Origin of the sequence: Actinoalloteichus hoggarensis (assembly GCF_002234535.1) — a bacterium.
GTDB classification, from domain to species: domain Bacteria; phylum Actinomycetota; class Actinomycetes; order Mycobacteriales; family Pseudonocardiaceae; genus Actinoalloteichus_A; species Actinoalloteichus_A hoggarensis.
On record NZ_CP022521.1, the window covers coordinates 2,103,857 to 2,117,737 of the forward strand.

20 protein-coding genes are annotated in these 13,881 nt (G+C 71.0%); 13 read left to right on the forward strand and 7 right to left on the reverse strand.

Translation table 11 applies throughout. From position 1 onward, the window contains the following. The first annotated feature begins 14 nt into the window (after nucleotides 1-14). Nucleotides 15-170, forward strand: a complete 156-nt coding sequence (locus AHOG_RS29045; protein WP_169725833.1) for a hypothetical protein — start codon at nucleotides 15-17, stop codon at nucleotides 168-170. A gap of 274 nt (nucleotides 171-444) precedes the next feature. Here AHOG_RS29045 and soxR read toward each other — a convergent pair whose 3' ends face one another. After that, a complete protein-coding gene (soxR, locus tag AHOG_RS09350; RefSeq protein ID WP_093940998.1) occupies nucleotides 445-906 on the reverse strand; it encodes a redox-sensitive transcriptional activator SoxR in 462 nt (153 codons plus the stop codon). Between the two features lie 319 nt (nucleotides 907-1,225). Here soxR and hisH point away from each other — a divergent pair, with 319 nt between their 5' ends. Both hisH and AHOG_RS09360 read left to right on the forward strand, forming a co-directional pair. Then, complete coding sequence (gene hisH, locus AHOG_RS09355; protein WP_093940999.1) at nucleotides 1,226-1,858, forward strand: imidazole glycerol phosphate synthase subunit HisH; 633 nt, start codon at nucleotides 1,226-1,228, stop codon at nucleotides 1,856-1,858. Further along, nucleotides 1,855-2,064, forward strand: coding sequence for a hypothetical protein (locus AHOG_RS09360; RefSeq protein WP_157736731.1), 210 nt, complete (start codon nucleotides 1,855-1,857; stop codon nucleotides 2,062-2,064). The genes hisH and AHOG_RS09360 overlap by 4 nt, the downstream gene beginning before the upstream one ends. 311 nt (nucleotides 2,065-2,375) lie before the next feature. Here AHOG_RS09360 and AHOG_RS28430 read toward each other — a convergent pair whose 3' ends face one another. After that, nucleotides 2,376-2,855, reverse strand: a complete 480-nt coding sequence (locus AHOG_RS28430; RefSeq protein ID WP_157736732.1) for an Imm1 family immunity protein — start codon at nucleotides 2,853-2,855, stop codon at nucleotides 2,376-2,378. A 609-nt stretch (nucleotides 2,856-3,464) separates the two neighbouring features. On the opposite strand from AHOG_RS28430, the gene priA reads away from it, so the two are divergent. Continuing rightward, nucleotides 3,465-4,196 carry a bifunctional 1-(5-phosphoribosyl)-5-((5-phosphoribosylamino)methylideneamino)imidazole-4-carboxamide isomerase/phosphoribosylanthranilate isomerase PriA gene (gene priA, locus AHOG_RS09370; RefSeq protein ID WP_093941002.1) on the forward strand — a complete coding sequence of 244 codons (732 nt, stop codon included), beginning with the start codon at nucleotides 3,465-3,467 and terminating at the stop codon, nucleotides 4,194-4,196. 688 nt (nucleotides 4,197-4,884) lie between these two features. Here priA and AHOG_RS09375 read toward each other — a convergent pair. Then, the gene (locus AHOG_RS09375) at nucleotides 4,885-5,637 is read right to left on the reverse strand and encodes a CPBP family intramembrane glutamic endopeptidase (protein WP_157736733.1); all 753 of its coding nucleotides are present in this window, start codon (nucleotides 5,635-5,637) and stop codon (nucleotides 4,885-4,887) included. 301 nt (nucleotides 5,638-5,938) lie between these two features. On the opposite strand from AHOG_RS09375, the gene AHOG_RS09380 reads away from it, so the two are divergent. Genes AHOG_RS09380 through hisI form a run of 4 tightly spaced genes read left to right on the forward strand, consistent with a single transcriptional unit; the run spans nucleotide 5,939 to nucleotide 8,547 of the window. Further along, a complete protein-coding gene (locus AHOG_RS09380; protein WP_376700032.1) occupies nucleotides 5,939-7,015 on the forward strand; it encodes an acyltransferase family protein in 1,077 nt (358 codons plus the stop codon). A 10-nt stretch (nucleotides 7,016-7,025) separates the two neighbouring features. Then, the gene (hisF, locus tag AHOG_RS09385; protein ID WP_093941005.1) at nucleotides 7,026-7,799 is read left to right on the forward strand and encodes an imidazole glycerol phosphate synthase subunit HisF; all 774 of its coding nucleotides are present in this window, start codon (nucleotides 7,026-7,028) and stop codon (nucleotides 7,797-7,799) included. Further along, nucleotides 7,796-8,194 carry a hypothetical protein gene (locus AHOG_RS09390; protein ID WP_093941006.1) on the forward strand — a complete coding sequence of 133 codons (399 nt, stop codon included), beginning with the start codon at nucleotides 7,796-7,798 and terminating at the stop codon, nucleotides 8,192-8,194. The genes hisF and AHOG_RS09390 overlap by 4 nt, the downstream gene beginning before the upstream one ends. Next, nucleotides 8,191-8,547, forward strand: a complete 357-nt coding sequence (gene hisI, locus AHOG_RS09395) for a phosphoribosyl-AMP cyclohydrolase (RefSeq protein WP_093941007.1) — start codon at nucleotides 8,191-8,193, stop codon at nucleotides 8,545-8,547. Before AHOG_RS09390 ends, hisI begins: the two co-directional genes overlap by 4 nt. A 155-nt stretch (nucleotides 8,548-8,702) precedes the next feature. Here the strand turns inward: hisI and AHOG_RS09400 are convergent, their stop codons facing one another. The 4 genes from AHOG_RS09400 to AHOG_RS09415 all read right to left on the reverse strand — a co-directional run bounded on the left by AHOG_RS09400 (nucleotide 8,703) and on the right by AHOG_RS09415 (nucleotide 11,688). Further along, nucleotides 8,703-9,302: a hypothetical protein gene (locus tag AHOG_RS09400; RefSeq protein ID WP_093941008.1), complete on the reverse strand. Its 600-nt coding sequence runs from the start codon at nucleotides 9,300-9,302 to the stop codon at nucleotides 8,703-8,705. A 661-nt stretch (nucleotides 9,303-9,963) separates the two neighbouring features. After that, complete coding sequence (locus tag AHOG_RS09405; RefSeq protein ID WP_093941009.1) at nucleotides 9,964-10,428, reverse strand: hypothetical protein; 465 nt, start codon at nucleotides 10,426-10,428, stop codon at nucleotides 9,964-9,966. A gap of 209 nt (nucleotides 10,429-10,637) precedes the next feature. Next, nucleotides 10,638-10,826, reverse strand: coding sequence for a DUF397 domain-containing protein (locus AHOG_RS09410; protein ID WP_093941010.1), 189 nt, complete (start codon nucleotides 10,824-10,826; stop codon nucleotides 10,638-10,640). Next, nucleotides 10,813-11,688: a helix-turn-helix domain-containing protein gene (locus AHOG_RS09415; protein ID WP_093941011.1), complete on the reverse strand. Its 876-nt coding sequence runs from the start codon at nucleotides 11,686-11,688 to the stop codon at nucleotides 10,813-10,815. Before AHOG_RS09415 ends, AHOG_RS09410 begins: the two co-directional genes overlap by 14 nt. Nucleotides 11,689-11,892: 204 nt before the next feature. Here AHOG_RS09415 and AHOG_RS28435 point away from each other — a divergent pair, with 204 nt between their 5' ends. The 5 genes from AHOG_RS28435 to AHOG_RS09430 all read left to right on the forward strand — a co-directional run bounded on the left by AHOG_RS28435 (nucleotide 11,893) and on the right by AHOG_RS09430 (nucleotide 13,304). Next, nucleotides 11,893-12,087: a hypothetical protein gene (locus tag AHOG_RS28435; RefSeq protein ID WP_157736734.1), complete on the forward strand. Its 195-nt coding sequence runs from the start codon at nucleotides 11,893-11,895 to the stop codon at nucleotides 12,085-12,087. After that, nucleotides 12,084-12,287: a hypothetical protein gene (locus tag AHOG_RS09420; protein ID WP_093941012.1), complete on the forward strand. Its 204-nt coding sequence runs from the start codon at nucleotides 12,084-12,086 to the stop codon at nucleotides 12,285-12,287. Before AHOG_RS28435 ends, AHOG_RS09420 begins: the two co-directional genes overlap by 4 nt. After that, nucleotides 12,284-12,595 (forward strand): hypothetical protein, encoded by a 312-nt coding sequence (locus tag AHOG_RS28440; protein ID WP_157736735.1) that lies wholly within the window; start codon nucleotides 12,284-12,286, stop codon nucleotides 12,593-12,595. The genes AHOG_RS09420 and AHOG_RS28440 overlap by 4 nt, the downstream gene beginning before the upstream one ends. 188 nt (nucleotides 12,596-12,783) lie before the next feature. Continuing rightward, the gene (locus AHOG_RS09425) at nucleotides 12,784-13,065 is read left to right on the forward strand and encodes a hypothetical protein (RefSeq protein WP_093941013.1); all 282 of its coding nucleotides are present in this window, start codon (nucleotides 12,784-12,786) and stop codon (nucleotides 13,063-13,065) included. After that, nucleotides 13,062-13,304 carry a hypothetical protein gene (locus AHOG_RS09430; protein WP_093941014.1) on the forward strand — a complete coding sequence of 81 codons (243 nt, stop codon included), beginning with the start codon at nucleotides 13,062-13,064 and terminating at the stop codon, nucleotides 13,302-13,304. Before AHOG_RS09425 ends, AHOG_RS09430 begins: the two co-directional genes overlap by 4 nt. Nucleotides 13,305-13,881 lie beyond the last annotated feature (577 nt).

Sequence of the window (13,881 nt, forward strand, 5' to 3'; positions counted from 1 at the left end):
ACGAGAGGTGTCCGGTGGACGGTGACTGGGTGTGGCTGCTCCTGCTCGGGGTGACCGGCTTCCTGTTGGGCGGGGTGATCTCGCTCTGGAAGACCGCGAAGACCTTCGCGATCCTGCTGCTGGTCGCCGCCGCGCTCGCGGGCACCGCGACGGTCCTCTGGCTGATCTGACCGGCGCCCGTTCCGGCGGCAGGGTGCGGGGGAGCGGCTGATCGCGGACTCGGGCCGGCGCCGGGTGTGCGGGCGGACCGAGTCCGGGTCGTCCCGGTCGGCGTCCCGCCTGCGGGCCTTCGTGCCCCGGACGACGAGTAGGTCGTCTGACCTGGCCGTTCTCGCCGCTCTCGCCGAGCGGCGGGCCGCGGCGGACGCGGACACGGCGTCCGCGCCGAGGCCTGGCCCCGTGACCAGGGGGGCGTGCCCCCCGACGTCTCGGCCGCGCGACCGTTCAGCGGCCGCCCTCCGACGTCGGCTGTAGGCCGGTGGCGCCCGCCCCGAGGTCGGCGAGCTGATCATCGGTGTTGTGCAGTGAACAGGACCTCAGCGACAGGCAGCCGCAGCCGATGCAGGAGGCCAGTCGATCGCGTAGCCGCTGCATGCCGTCGATCCGGGCGTCCAGCTCCTCCTGCCAGGAGGCGGACAGCCGGGCCCAGTGCGCCTTGGTCGGGCTGGTGTCGGCGGGGAGCGTGGCCAGGGCGTCGGCGATCCGGTCCAGGCTCATGCCGACGCGCTGCGCGGCCCGGATGAACGCCAGCCGTCGTAGGACGGTGCGGGCGTAACGCCGCTGGTTGCCGCCGGTCCGCTCCGAGGAGATCAGCCCGCGCTGCTCGTAGAATCGCAGCGCGGTGTGGGGAACCCCGCTTCGCGTCGCGACCTCGCCGATGGTCAACTGATCGCGGAGTCGGGACATGAGCTAAGCATAGCCAAAGCTCTACCTACGTCGAAGTATCGAGACGATCACCGCGCGTCGCGGGTCCGCGCTCGCGCGGCGTGCCCGGCCTCGGTGGCGTTGGACGATCCCGGCGAGGCCTACGTCGCCGACGCGCCCCCGGGCTCGGTGACGGGCTCGGCCGTCGGCCTGGGGCGCCGGACTCGGCCGTCGGCCTCGGGCACCGGACTCGGGCGTCGGGGAGAGCGTCGAGTCGGAGTGCCGACTCGGAGTGCGGCGCCGGGTTCGCGCGCCGGGGGAGTGCGAAGACCGGGTGGACGGCCTCGGTAGCCTGGGTTTCGTGGCAGACGTCGTCGTGCTCGACTACGGGTCGGGAAACCTGCGGTCCGTGGAACGGGCCTTGCAACGGGCAGGCGCCACCGTGGAGGTGACCTCGGATCGGGACGCGGCCCTGGCCGCCGACGGTCTGGTGGTGCCCGGGGTCGGCGCGTTCGCGGCCTGCATGGCGGGACTGCGTGCCGTACGCGGCGACAAGATCATCGACGACCGGCTGGCGGGTGGCCGTCCGGTGCTCGGCATCTGCGTCGGGATGCAGGTGCTCTTCGAACGTGGCGTGGAGCACGGCGAGGAGTCGGCGGGCTGCGCCCAGTGGCCCGGCACGGTCGACCGGCTGGAGGCCGACGTCCTCCCGCACATGGGTTGGAACACCGTCCGGGCGCCCGCGCGGAGCAGGCTGTTCGCCGGCCTGGACGCCGACGCCCGCTTCTACTTCGTGCACTCCTACGCCGCGCGATCCTGGACGCTGGAGCCGACTCCGCCGTTCCTGCCGCCGCAGGTGACCTGGGCCGTGCACGGCAAGGAGTTCGTCGCGGCCGTGGAGAACGGCCCGCTGTGGGCCACGCAGTTCCACCCGGAGAAGTCCGGCGACGCGGGGGCCGCGCTGCTGTCCAACTGGCTGGAGACGCTGCGGTGAGCAGGCCCCGCCGGTACGGCATGGTGCGTCGCGGCGGCGGCACCCGGCTCGTCGCGGTGCTGATCATCATCGCGCTGGTGGGCGGCGCCGGGCAGTCGGTGCTCGTCGGCTTCGGGCTGTCCGGCTGGACGGCGTTGGCGCTGCTGGTGGCGGTGCTCGGCATCCCGGCCGTGGTGATCCTCCGCCGCGATCAGGGCGAGCGCTGAGGGCCGGGCCGCCCCGATCGTCGTGCCCGGTCGGGCACGGGCCGCCGCTCGGGCGCCGACTCGTCGTCGCGGGGGTCGTTCATCCGGGGCTCGGCTGTTGGCGTCGGTTTCGTCTGCGGTCTGGCGCGTCTGGTGCGGCCTGTCCTAGCCCAGACGCATGGCCTGGGGCTTCCCGCGCAAGCCGGGATGGGCCGATTGCCGCCGCTGGGACGCAGCGTCTCGGCGGGTGTGGCCTTAGGCGCGGCGTGAGCCGTGTGGCACCTGTCCACATACGGGAGTAACGGGTCCGCCGATGTCGTCGGAGATTCCGTTCACCTGTCTCCGGCGGCGGGGTGATACGCAGGGGGTGCTGTCGGGTGGACCTCTCCGTCAAGCCATCGCGCCCGCTCAGACGGTCTGCCCGATCGGAGCAGGTCGACGAGGAGACGGTGGAACGAATCGAGAGTGACACCCGAGCTGCGATGAAAGGCATGGCCGGCGCCCTGCCATTCCGGCGAGTCGGGATCGCCGTCGAGAATCCCGACTGCGGGCAGGTCCCCGCCGAAACGGGCACCGATGTAGTCGAGGTAACCCCGACCGTCGTGGACTCCTGCGTAGACGAGGTGATCCGGCCCGGACTCGCCGTCTTCGTCGACATAAGCCGGGCGCCCGAGATGCTCGATCTGGGCGTCGGAGACAGCCGGTGAGGCCAGCCGGTTCACCAGCAGCTCGACCTCGGCAGGATCGGCCACGACCGTGGTCTCCCAACGGTCGGGATCGATTGCGCTGGCGAGAACGGTTCGCAGACTCATCGTGGTGACCTCCTGCTCGGATACTGCCGGCGGGTCCTCACCAGGCCGAGGACGGTCCGAGCTGCGCAGGGCGCCGGCCCTGCTGGTGCGGCCGGTCACGGCATCCGCGACCAGGTCGATGGGCGGGGCGGGGAGCGCGGCCAGCCGATTCAGTCGAGGCGGGCCTCGCCTCACGTGGAGAGCGCCGCGCACCCGAGCGAGAAACGACGTCCTCCAGGCTGCCGGTCGGGTGTGCGAGTCGTCCATCGTGATGACGGCCGAGTGCTGCGCGACGCTGCGGTACGGTGACCGTGTGTATCCGGACAATCCCTCAGCGTTCGATCTCAAACGTATAACGAGCTTCTGAAACCCCAGTTCGCGAAGGGTCCGCCCCGCGCAGCGGGGGTGAGCCGTGCATGTCTGGTCACTCACCGTTGGAACTGGCGTCCGCCCCGCGCAGCGGGGGTGAGCCGCTGGACTGCACCGTCAGTCACCTGTCCACCTGTCCGCCCCGCGCAGCGGGAGTGAGCCGTGCTGTGTCACGCCGAGCGCGGTGGCGAGGGCGTCCGCCCCGCGCGAGCGGGGGTGAGCCCGGCGGCTCGGCCGGTGTGCCCCGATACAGTGCGTCCCGTGACTTTCACCCTGCTTCCCGCCGTCGACGTCGCAGCCGGTCAGGCAGTTCGCCTGGTCCAGGGCGAGGCGGGCACCGAGACCATGTACGGCTCGCCGCTGGAGGCGGCCCTCGCCTGGCAGCGCGACGGTGCCGAGTGGGTCCATCTGGTGGACCTCGACGCGGCGTTCGGCCGGGGCACGAATCGTGAGCTGCTCGCGGAGGTCGTCGGCGCGCTGGACGTGCAGGTCGAGCTCTCGGGCGGCATCCGCGACGACGAGTCGTTGCAGGCGGCCCTGGCCACCGGTTGCCGCCGCGTGAACCTGGGCACCGCCGCGTTGGAGGACCCGGCCTGGTGCGCGAAGGTCATCGCCGAACACGGTGACGCGGTCGCCGTCGGCCTGGACGTCCGCATCACCGAGCAGGGACACCGCCTCGCCGCGCGGGGCTGGACCAGCGACGGCGGCGACCTCTGGGAGGTCCTCACCCGGCTGGAGGCCGACGGCTGCGCCCGCTACGTCGTCACCGACGTCAGCAAGGACGGCACGCTGCGCGGCCCGAACATCGACCTTCTTCGCGACGTCTGCGCCCGGACCGACGCCCCGGTCATCGCCTCCGGCGGCGTGTCGAGCATCGCCGACCTGACCGCGTTGGCCGAGCTGGCCCCCGCGGGCCTGGAGGGCTCCATCGTCGGCAAGGCGCTGTACGCGGGCGCCTTCACCCTGCCCGACGCGCTGGCCGCCGTGCGCTGAGGCAAGCCTGACCGCCGTCGATGCCGCTCGGCGGCGGAAGACACCGCGCACTCTCACCGGCCGGGGCGGCCCGGCGACCGGGCTCGGCTCGGTCGTGTCAGGTCGTCCCGGTTCCGGCTCTCTCAGCTCCGGCTCATCTCGGTCGTGGTGCGGGTCGGAGTCCGGCCTCCTCGGGTGTCGTGAGCGGTGCCGCGCCGACTCGGCTCGGTGTGGCGGACGTGGTCGCCGGTGCGGGTCGGGCTTGTTCAGGGCCGCCCGCCGACGTCACCCGGCAGCCGCGGTCGGATTCGACGCGGCCTGGCGGAGGCCGGCTCCGGCTGCTCGACGCGGGCGGGCCGAGGTCCGAGTCGAGCAGCACTCGCCGGGGGCGGTCTCCGATCACCGAGTCCGAGCACGGCACTCGACAGAGGCTCTCGATCGGTGACCGCGAACACCGACTCCCCGAAGACCGCTCTGGATCGGCGCCGCCGTTCCCGCCCACGGCATCGACGGACGTTGTGACGAGAACCGGCTGACGCGCGGGCGAGGTCCCACGCCCTCACGGCGTCTCGTCCGCGTTCACCCGCTCGGAGACGGCGGGCGCCGAGTCGGAAGGCCGGTGCCATGTCGGGACGAGACGGCTCCGGACACCGCGCACTCCTGCCGTTCCGCCGCCGATGCTCCCGCCCGGCGCACCGGCACGGACGCCTCAGACAGGGGCTCGCCTGCGGCGGGCGGCGCGTTGGACGAGCCAGGAGACGAGATACCCGCCCGAGTTCGTCGCCAGGTGCACCAGCGCGGGCGCCAGGACGCCTCGGCCTCGGACACGCAGGGCGTGCAGGGCCAGCCCGACCACGAAGGTGCTCGACACCCCGGCCAGGACGGTCGGCAGCCTGCCGTGTCCCACCGCCGCCTCCACGGCCCGGTTGTCCCCCGCGAGGCGCAGGGCGGGCAGCACGTGCCAGAGGCCGAACATGCCCGCCGAGAGGATCATCGCCCGCGTCGGGTGCCCGGTGCGGGCGCCGGTCAGCGCGGGCAGGACGCCCCGGAAGGCGACCTCCTCCAGGAGGACGGTGCCCACGGGAATCCGGATCAGGACGTTCCACAGCAGCTCGCCGACGCCCGCATCGGCCGCGCGATCGTCCTCGAAGGCCCGACGCAGCGTCGGGACGGCCAGCGCGGCGAGTCCGACGGCGCTGATCGCCGCGGTGGCGGCACCGCCGACCCGCAGCCCGGCGGACACCGAATCCGGCCCCATACCGATGTCGTCCCGTGACAGCCCGCAACGCCTTGCGACGCAGAGCGCGGCTACTGTGGCCGACAGGCCTCCGACGGGGTAGGCCTTCGGGGGCAGGAGCACGTTGCCGCTCACGGTTCCCGCAGTGAGCAGCGCGGCCATGGCGGCCACCCCGGTCGCTTCGGGCCACCGGGTTCGTGCCAGGCCGGATCGTCGTCGAGGCATCCCGCCGCCATGGTGCCGCATGGCGGGTCGAGAAGGGAATCACCGAGTGTCGAGTTCGACCCCGTCGGAGCAGCCGAACTCGCCGGAGGACGGTGCGACGGAGGAGCCCGGCCCGGCTCGGTCGTCCGCCCCGGCGCCAGCCCCCGCCCAAGCCCCCGCCGAGGCCCGCGCCCAAGCCGCAGCCCGGCCTCCCATCCCCACACCAGCCCCCACCCCCGCACCACCCCCCGAACCGGCCCGCCCCGCCGGCTCCTCCGCGCCGTCCTCGAAGCCCGATCGCCGCCGCGACCGCTATGTCGACCTGTTGCGCGCGATGAGCCTGTTGGTGGTGGTCCTGTGGCATTGGGCGTTCACGATCCTGGTGTGGGGGCCCGACGGCCCGGAGGCCACCAGCCCGCTCGGCTTCACCTCGGGCCTGTGGATCGCCACGTGGCTGCTCCAGGTGTTGCCGGTGTTCTTCTACATCGGCGGCTATGTGCACATGGTCTCCTGGGAGCGGGCCAAGGCCAGGGGCACGACCCTGGCCGCGTTCGTCGGCTCCCGGCTGCGTCAGCTCGCCGTGCCCGGCGGCGCGCTGCTGCTCACCTGGGTGGTGTTGGGCGGCGTGCTGAGCACCATGTTCAACCTGCGCTGGATGGGGCAGGTGGTGCTGCTGGTGATCAGCCCGTTGTGGTTCCTGGCCGTGTATCTGGTGCTCATCGCCCTGCTGCCGTTCAGCCTGTGGCTGCATCGCCGCTTCGATCTGCTCGCGCTGATCTGGATGGGCGGCGCCGCGATGCTGGTGGACGTCCTGCGCTTCCGGTACGGACTGGAACTGCTGGGCTGGCTGAACATGCTGTTGGTGTGGGGGCTGGCCCATCAGGCGGGCTTCTTCTACCAGCGGCTGGCCAGGGTCGGGCGCCGGTTCGGTCCCGTGGTGCTGTGGGTGGGCCTGTTCGCGCTGGCCGGTCTGGTGTTCTCCGGTCTTTATCCGGGTTCCATGGTGGGGGTGCCGGGTGATCGGCTCTCCAACATGGCGCCGCCGACCTTCGTCATCGTCGCGTTGCTGGCCTTCCAGATGGGCGCCGTCGAGGTGTTGCGCCCCCGGATGCAGGTCCTGTTGCAGCGGGCGAGGTGGCAGCGCTTCAACGACGTGATCAACCGGTTCGCCCTGCCGTTGTTCCTGTTCCACACCACCGGGATGGCGCTGTCTCAGGTGGTGACGTGGCTGATCCAGGGCAGCCCGGTGAACGACACCACCGTGCCGGACGTCGGCTGGTGGCTGGAGCGGCCGATCGCGGTGATCGGTCCGCTGTTGTGCACGCTGCCGGTGATCGCGTTGTTCGGCCGTTACTGGATGCGACACCGCACGGAGAAGGCGACCTCACCGCCGCCGTAGGCTGGTCGGCATGTCCGTAGCACTCCGGGTGATCCCCTGCCTCGACGTGGATCGGGGCCGGGTGGTCAAGGGCGTCAACTTCACCGATCTCGTCGACGCGGGCGATCCCGTCGAACTGGCCGCCGCCTACGACGCGGAGGGGGCGGACGAGCTGACGTTCCTCGACGTCACGGCCTCCTCCGCCGATCGGGAGACCACCTTCGACGTGGTTCGCCGCACCGCCGAGCAGGTGTTCATCCCGCTCACCGTGGGCGGCGGGGTGCGGGCCGTCGGCGACGTCGACAGGCTCCTGCGGGCGGGCGCGGACAAGGTGAGCCTGAACACCGCCGCCGTCGCCAGGCCGGAGCTGCTCCGCGAGGCGTCGCAGCGTTACGGCGCCCAGTGCATCGTGCTGTCGATGGACACCCGCCGGGTGCCCGAGGGCCGGCCGCCGACGCCGTCGGGCTTCGAGGTCACCACCCACGGCGGTCGCCGGGGCACGGGACTGGACGCGGTGGAGTGGGCGGAGCGCGGCCAGGAGCTCGGGGTCGGCGAGATCCTGTTGAACTCGATGGACGCCGACGGCACGAAGGCGGGCTTCGACCTGGACATGATCCGGGCGATTCGTCGGGTGGTGGGCGTGCCGCTGATCGCCAGCGGCGGCGCGGGCGCCGTCGAGCACTTCCCCCCGGCGGTGGACGCGGGCGCCGACGCGGTGCTGGCCGCGAGCGTCTTCCACTTCGGCGAACTGCGGATCGGCCAGGTCAAGGACGGCCTGCGCGAGGCCGGGGTGGTCGTCCGATGAGCGGGACCGGTGCGGGCTCGTCCGGCACGCCTGTGGAGGTGCGGGTCGCGGCACTGGCCCTTGCCGGCGGCGCGGCGGCGTTTCTGCTGGTCGGGATCATCCGCTGGCTCACCGAGGGCGGTTTCGACGTCGTCGGCCTGCCACTGGTGATCTTCCTGGCGGTGGGCTCGGCCGCCGCGGGCCTGTTCACGGGCCGTGCGGGCCTGCGGGTCTTCGCCATGGTCATCGCCGTGCTCGTGGCCCTGCTGTACCTCCAGTTCGTGCTGAACGACGGCTTCTGGTGGGTGCGGGTCCTCGGCGGGCTCGCCGCCGCGGGCACCGTCTACGCGGTGGTGCTGCTCAACACCGGCCCCGCACGGGGCTTCTTCGGACTGGAGGGCCCCGGCGGCCGATGAACGACGAGATGCTCGATCCGGAGATCGCCGCCCTGCTCAAGCGCGGCGCGGACGGCCTGGTGTGCGCGGTCGCCCAGCAGCACGGCAGCGGCGAGGTGCTGATGGTGGGCTGGATGGACGACGAGGCGTTGCGTCGGACTCTGACGACCCGGCGGGCGACGTACTTCTCGCGGAGCAGGCAGGAGTACTGGGTGAAGGGGGAGACCTCGGGGCACGCCCAGCATGTCCGGGAGGTCCGGCTGGACTGCGACGGGGACACGGTCCTGTTGGTCGTCGATCAGGTCGGGGCGGCGTGTCACACGGGGGATCGCACCTGTTTCGACGCTCGGGTGTTGTTGGCCGAGGACGCCTGACCCGCGGCGCGGCTGCTTTCCGGGTCGTCGTCGGTCGACGAGGGTCGCGCGGTGCCTGTCGAGGTCGGGTGCGATGGACCCGGCCGACGACGGGAGTCGTGGGCGGCGGATCAGCATGCTGCGGTCCGCCAAGCAGCCGCCGGACGCGCGACCGATCACGTCCGGGGGCGTAGTCGTGTCGCGTGGGCGCGCCGCCGGGTCGCGATGACGCCGATGAGCAGCACGCAGAGGGCGACCTGGTACAGGGCGAAGGCCCAGGACTGCGGTTCCCACGAGGCGATCGTCAGAAGGGTGATCGTCGCGCCGACACCGACGAGGACGTAGAAGAAGACGTTCTCGGAATCGGGGTGGCGCCATGCCTTGACGATCGTCGGCGGTGCGGCGACGGCGTCGGCGGCCACGGCGAAGAGCACGGCCAGCGGTGCCGCGCCGAGCCCGAGCCAGACGCACAGGGCGAGCGAGGCGATCCCCGCGCAGACGAGATCGAGGACGCCCAGCCGGGTGTAGTGGCGTCGGGCGATCACGCTCGTGAGGATCACGATCAGCGGTCCGGCCCCTGCGGCGAGCGTCATCACGGCGGGAAGACCGACCTCGGAGTCCAACTGGGCGAAGAAGCCGATCAAGGGTGCGGCGGCCCAGAGCGACCAGGTGACGAGATTCGGGCGTACTCGTCCCCGCGTGATCGCGAACGCATAGCGGACGCTGCCGACCAGCCCGAGCACCGCGCCCGCGAACACCCAGTGCGGGTCGAGCATCCCTGCCTCCATCCCCGAGCGCGGTGGGCCAATGACAACACCATGATGGCGCTCGCCGCTGCGAGCCGGGCTGGGCCGGGCCTGCTGTCGAAAGATTGCCCGCCGCTCAAACGGCGCTCCCGAGAACTCGCCGACTCAGTAGTTCTCGCTGAGGAGACGATGTTCAGCGGCTACGGCCATGCTTGAACGCCGGGGCTCCCGGCTCGGGACCTCGTCGTGCTCGCAGTGCATCCGTATGGAGGTCGTGCGTGGGCCGACCTCATGCTTGCCGGAGGCGATGACGACGTGGCGGGCGATGCCGCCAGGCTCATCTCCCGTGCTGATAGAGGCAGGCACGGCGCTTCACACTGACCGACGTCGGCAGTGACCCGTTGTGCGGTCAGGCATAGCGGGAGGGCAGTGGCCATCGCCGTCAGCGACTCCGCCGCGCGGCGGTCGGGAGGACGTCCACGAGCCGGGCCGCCGCGTCCGGTCTTCCGTGTTCGCGGGGGCATCGGGCGGCTACCGGCCGACGAATCCGGTGGGGTGATACCGGGCGCGGGCAGCTCGGGCGGGAGCCGCCCGCAGACGACTCCTGCGAACGGCGTCCCGCACCGGCGCGGTGCAGGACTCCGTGTGCGCGGTCGGTGCCGGCGGTCGGTATGGCGACTCCGCCGGGCGGTCATGCCGGCGGCACACCTCGTAGGGGCGGCCGAGATACGTGCCCTGGGGCTGGTCGCGGTCCGCGTAGCTCAAGATCTGGAGCACCAACCGACGATCGCCACGACAGTTTCCACGTCTCCATCGCCCAGCGGCCACGGGACGTCGTGGAACTGAGCCGCTCCCACAGATTCGGCAGGTGCGTGGACGGCCAGGTCGACAACGGGGCAGGCGTGGGATCGTAGGCCGCGAGGGCGTGCGTCATCCGTGCTCCGTCGCCGAATTCGGGCTTCGCCTCGGCGGCGTGGCTGTCGAGCTGGAGGCGTACCCACTCGACGACCTCACCGGCCGACCACGCGACCAGGGTCGGTTCGGCGGCGCTCGCGTCGGTCCAGTGCTTCGGGTCGGCGGCGGTCTCCATCGTCGCGAGGCAGTGATGATGCGCCGGGACGCCGGGTTCGACGTCGCCCCAGGACGAGACGGTCATGATGCTCCCAGATGTGCTGCGCCCCGATGGACACACCACGGTCGGCGGCGGATGCCGACGCTGTTCGCCGGCACAGGTGCGTGTCGGCGGGATCGCCGAACACCACCGTCGCTCTTGTCTCGGCATGCCCGAGACGTGGCCGTAGGGGAGACTGCCCGGCGACCCCCGATGAGGTGGCGGTCACCCGATGGCAGGTGACCGCCACGGTGTCAGCGGAGCCGATCGTCTCGGATCGCTTGGAGGAATGTGCCGAAGGTGGTGTGATTGATGAGGAGGGTGCCGCCGTCGCGGTTCTTGGTGTCGCGGATGCCGACGAGGCCTGGAGCCTGACCGATCTCGACGCAGTTCGCTGCAGGTCCCGAACGGCTCGGCTTCTGCCAGTCCTTAGGTGCGGTCATAAAGTTCATCTCCTCGACGGTGGTGCTCCGCGTGCGTCGCGATGAGCTGAGTCGACTCTTCAGGACTCATCGCGACGGACAGCACGCTATCCCGAGCGTCGAGGAACGATCTTGTCGTAGCGCGGGCATGGACGAAGGTTCCAGTGTTGAAGTGCTCCAACTGGACGACCGGAGCAGCGTCCGCGAACTCGATCACGAACCATCCAGCGACCATCGCATGGTGGTAGCTGACGTCGAGCCCGACTATCCGAACCGAGACGTTCGGCTTCGTCGTCATCCATGCGATGTGATCCAACTGCTCCGCCATCACCGCTGCCCCTCCGACGCGGCGTATCAGCGCCGTCTCGTCGATGACCGCAGTGAACTGCGGTGCCGACGGGCCATCAAGAATCCGCTGTCGACCAAGGCGATACAGCACGCGCCGCTCCACATCGCCAGCAGGTATGGCGTCCTGCGCGCTCGACATGATCGTCCGTGCATAACCTGGCGTCTGGAGCAGACCGGGGATCAACACTGTCGAGATGTCAGTCAGTGCGGTTGCGGAGCGTTCATATTGAGTCAGTGTGTCTAGCTGGGTGGGTGTCCCCATTTGGGTGACCTCGGACCAGGTCTCGCGGTCGACGTCTCGAGCTATCTCGAGGATATGCGTCCGGAGCACCGGTTCCGTGCCCAGGGCGCCGAGAATCGTTGCCACTTCGTTTTCTTTAGGAACCCTGGAACCAGACTCGTAGCGGGTGATACGCGAGTGCGGGGCGCCGATCCGCTCAGCCAGACCGCGTTGGGTCAGCCCTGTTGCTGCGCGCGCCTCCCTCAGTGCGGCGGCCAGTGCCAGTGCCCGAGGTGATCGATGAGTGCCTGCCATGGAACCAGAATAGCCGGAAACCGCAGGTGAATCTGATTCATGCTCATGAATCCGGCTTTGAGTCTTGGACCCGGTCCAAGATAATGGGTCGGAGTTCCCAATTCGGGTAACGGTTCCGGAGGTGGCGATGTCTTTCGTCTTGTTGATCTTGTCTGCGCTCGGCGTCTGGTACGCCGCGCTGCATCTCTATTGGGCGGTGTCTCGATGACCGCCCTTTCCGAGACATCCGATGCCGCCCCGTCCTGGGCTGGTGTGTTCGCGTCGGGGTCGGGGTTCGCCCATGTCCGCGACGTCCGGTACTGGGCCGTCGACGTCGCCCGCTGCGGCGTGGTGGTGCGGCCCGCCGAGAGTGAGGAACGACTGACGCCCTGCCCCGCCTGCCACGGAGGTGAGCGATGAAGCCGTGGATGCGCAGGCTCCCGGACGAGACCGAGCCGGAACGCAACAACAGGTTGGCCCGCACCTGCTGTTGGTGCGGCAGACAGGACGCGGACTTCCCGTCCTCCGACGCCCACGAGTCCGGCTGCGCCCGCAGGCCCGATCACGGCCGCAGGAAGGCCGCTCCCGAACCCGACACGTCTTCCGAGGAGGTGCCATGACGACGACTCCGCCCCACCGGCCGCGCCGCACGGAACCCGCCGGGCCGCCCGCCGTCGGCTCGCGGCTTTCCCGACTGCTGTGGCGGCTGCGCCGCATCGGCAGGCGGTCCGGCTCCGCCACGTCGTGGGGCGGACGCGCGAGTGCGGCTCCGGCGCAGTCACCGCCGCCGCCGACGGGCCGTGGTCCGCAGGCTCGCCGCGAGCCGGTCCGTGCCCGTGCCTCGGCCGGGCGGGTTCCTCGGGCCCGGGCCGCCGCGCGGGTGCGGCCCTTCGTGCTCGTCGGCAGGCTTCGGGTGGTCGAGCCGTGACCGCCGCCGAGCCGACCCGGCCACGATGGTCCGGTGCCGATCCGACGGATTCGCCGCCGGACGATCCGCCGCCGACGGCCTTGCCTGCGAATGATCTCGCGGCTGCCGATCGTGCGCTGACTGCTCTTCCGTCGAGGGCTCTTCCGTTGAGTGATCCTCCGTCGAATGGTCGTCCGCCGAGCGGTCTCGTGCCGAGCCACCTCCCGCCGAAGGAGACCGATCCGTCCGGTGCCGTCGTCGTGTTGCGGGATCGCGCGTGGGGCGGCGAGCAGGCTTCGGTGTCCGAGAGCCGCCCGCCGATGCCGGCGCCGCCGCCGAGGTGGGCCGGTCGGTTTCGCCGACTGGAACACCGCCGCGACGAGTCGTATCGGTCGCTGGACGTGGCGATCTGCGGCGCGGCGCTGGTGTCGGTGCAGGAATGGGTGCGGCTGCTGCGCTGCCCGATCTGTCTCCCGGTGGAGGAAACGTGACGACGCTCGCCTGGTACGTGCGCACCGTGCGCACCGGTGATTCACACCTCGCCGACGCCGACTGGAACGGCTCCCGCTTGATCCGGCCGATCTGCGCCCCGGAGGCGGAGTTCCGCGCGATGAATCGACGCCCGATGCGAGTGTGCTTCTACGACGAACAACGCTGCCCACTCTGTCTGAGACACGCCTCGGCGCTCCACGCCGCCCCCGTCGCCGCCGCCGACGCGCTCTCCCGCTAACGCCCCGTCACACGGGATTCGGCCTTCTCACTCGGGCCGGCACCCGTTGACAGCCGACGCCACGTCGAATTCGCGATCGCCGAATCAGGCGATCACTGAATTCGCGATCGCCGAATCCGGTGATCCGGTGATGCCGAATCACTCGGCTGTCTGATCACCTGGCTGCTCAATCCCATGGCTGCCCGATCCATGGCCGCCGCGACGATGCCCACCGGCCGCGACACGCGCACCGGCCGCTCCGCCGACTCGATTCCGAACCGGGACGCCCACCCAGCGCCCCTTGATCGCCTTCGTCGCGACCAGACCGGTGCCGACGGAGCCCGATCGCCCTAGCCGCTCGACCCGGCCGTCGTCCACCCGACGGTTCCGGACCCGACAGCTTCCGCCCCGACAGCTTCCGATCCGACGACTTCCACCCGACGACTCCCGACCCGACGACTCCCGACCGGCCGCGTCGGAAGCGGCCGAATTCCGCTCGGCGAACGCCTTTCGGCCGGATTCCTTTCGACCCGCTGTCCTTGAATCGACCAGCACCAGGAGAACGACACATGTCCGACAGCACCCCGACCGTCCCGCC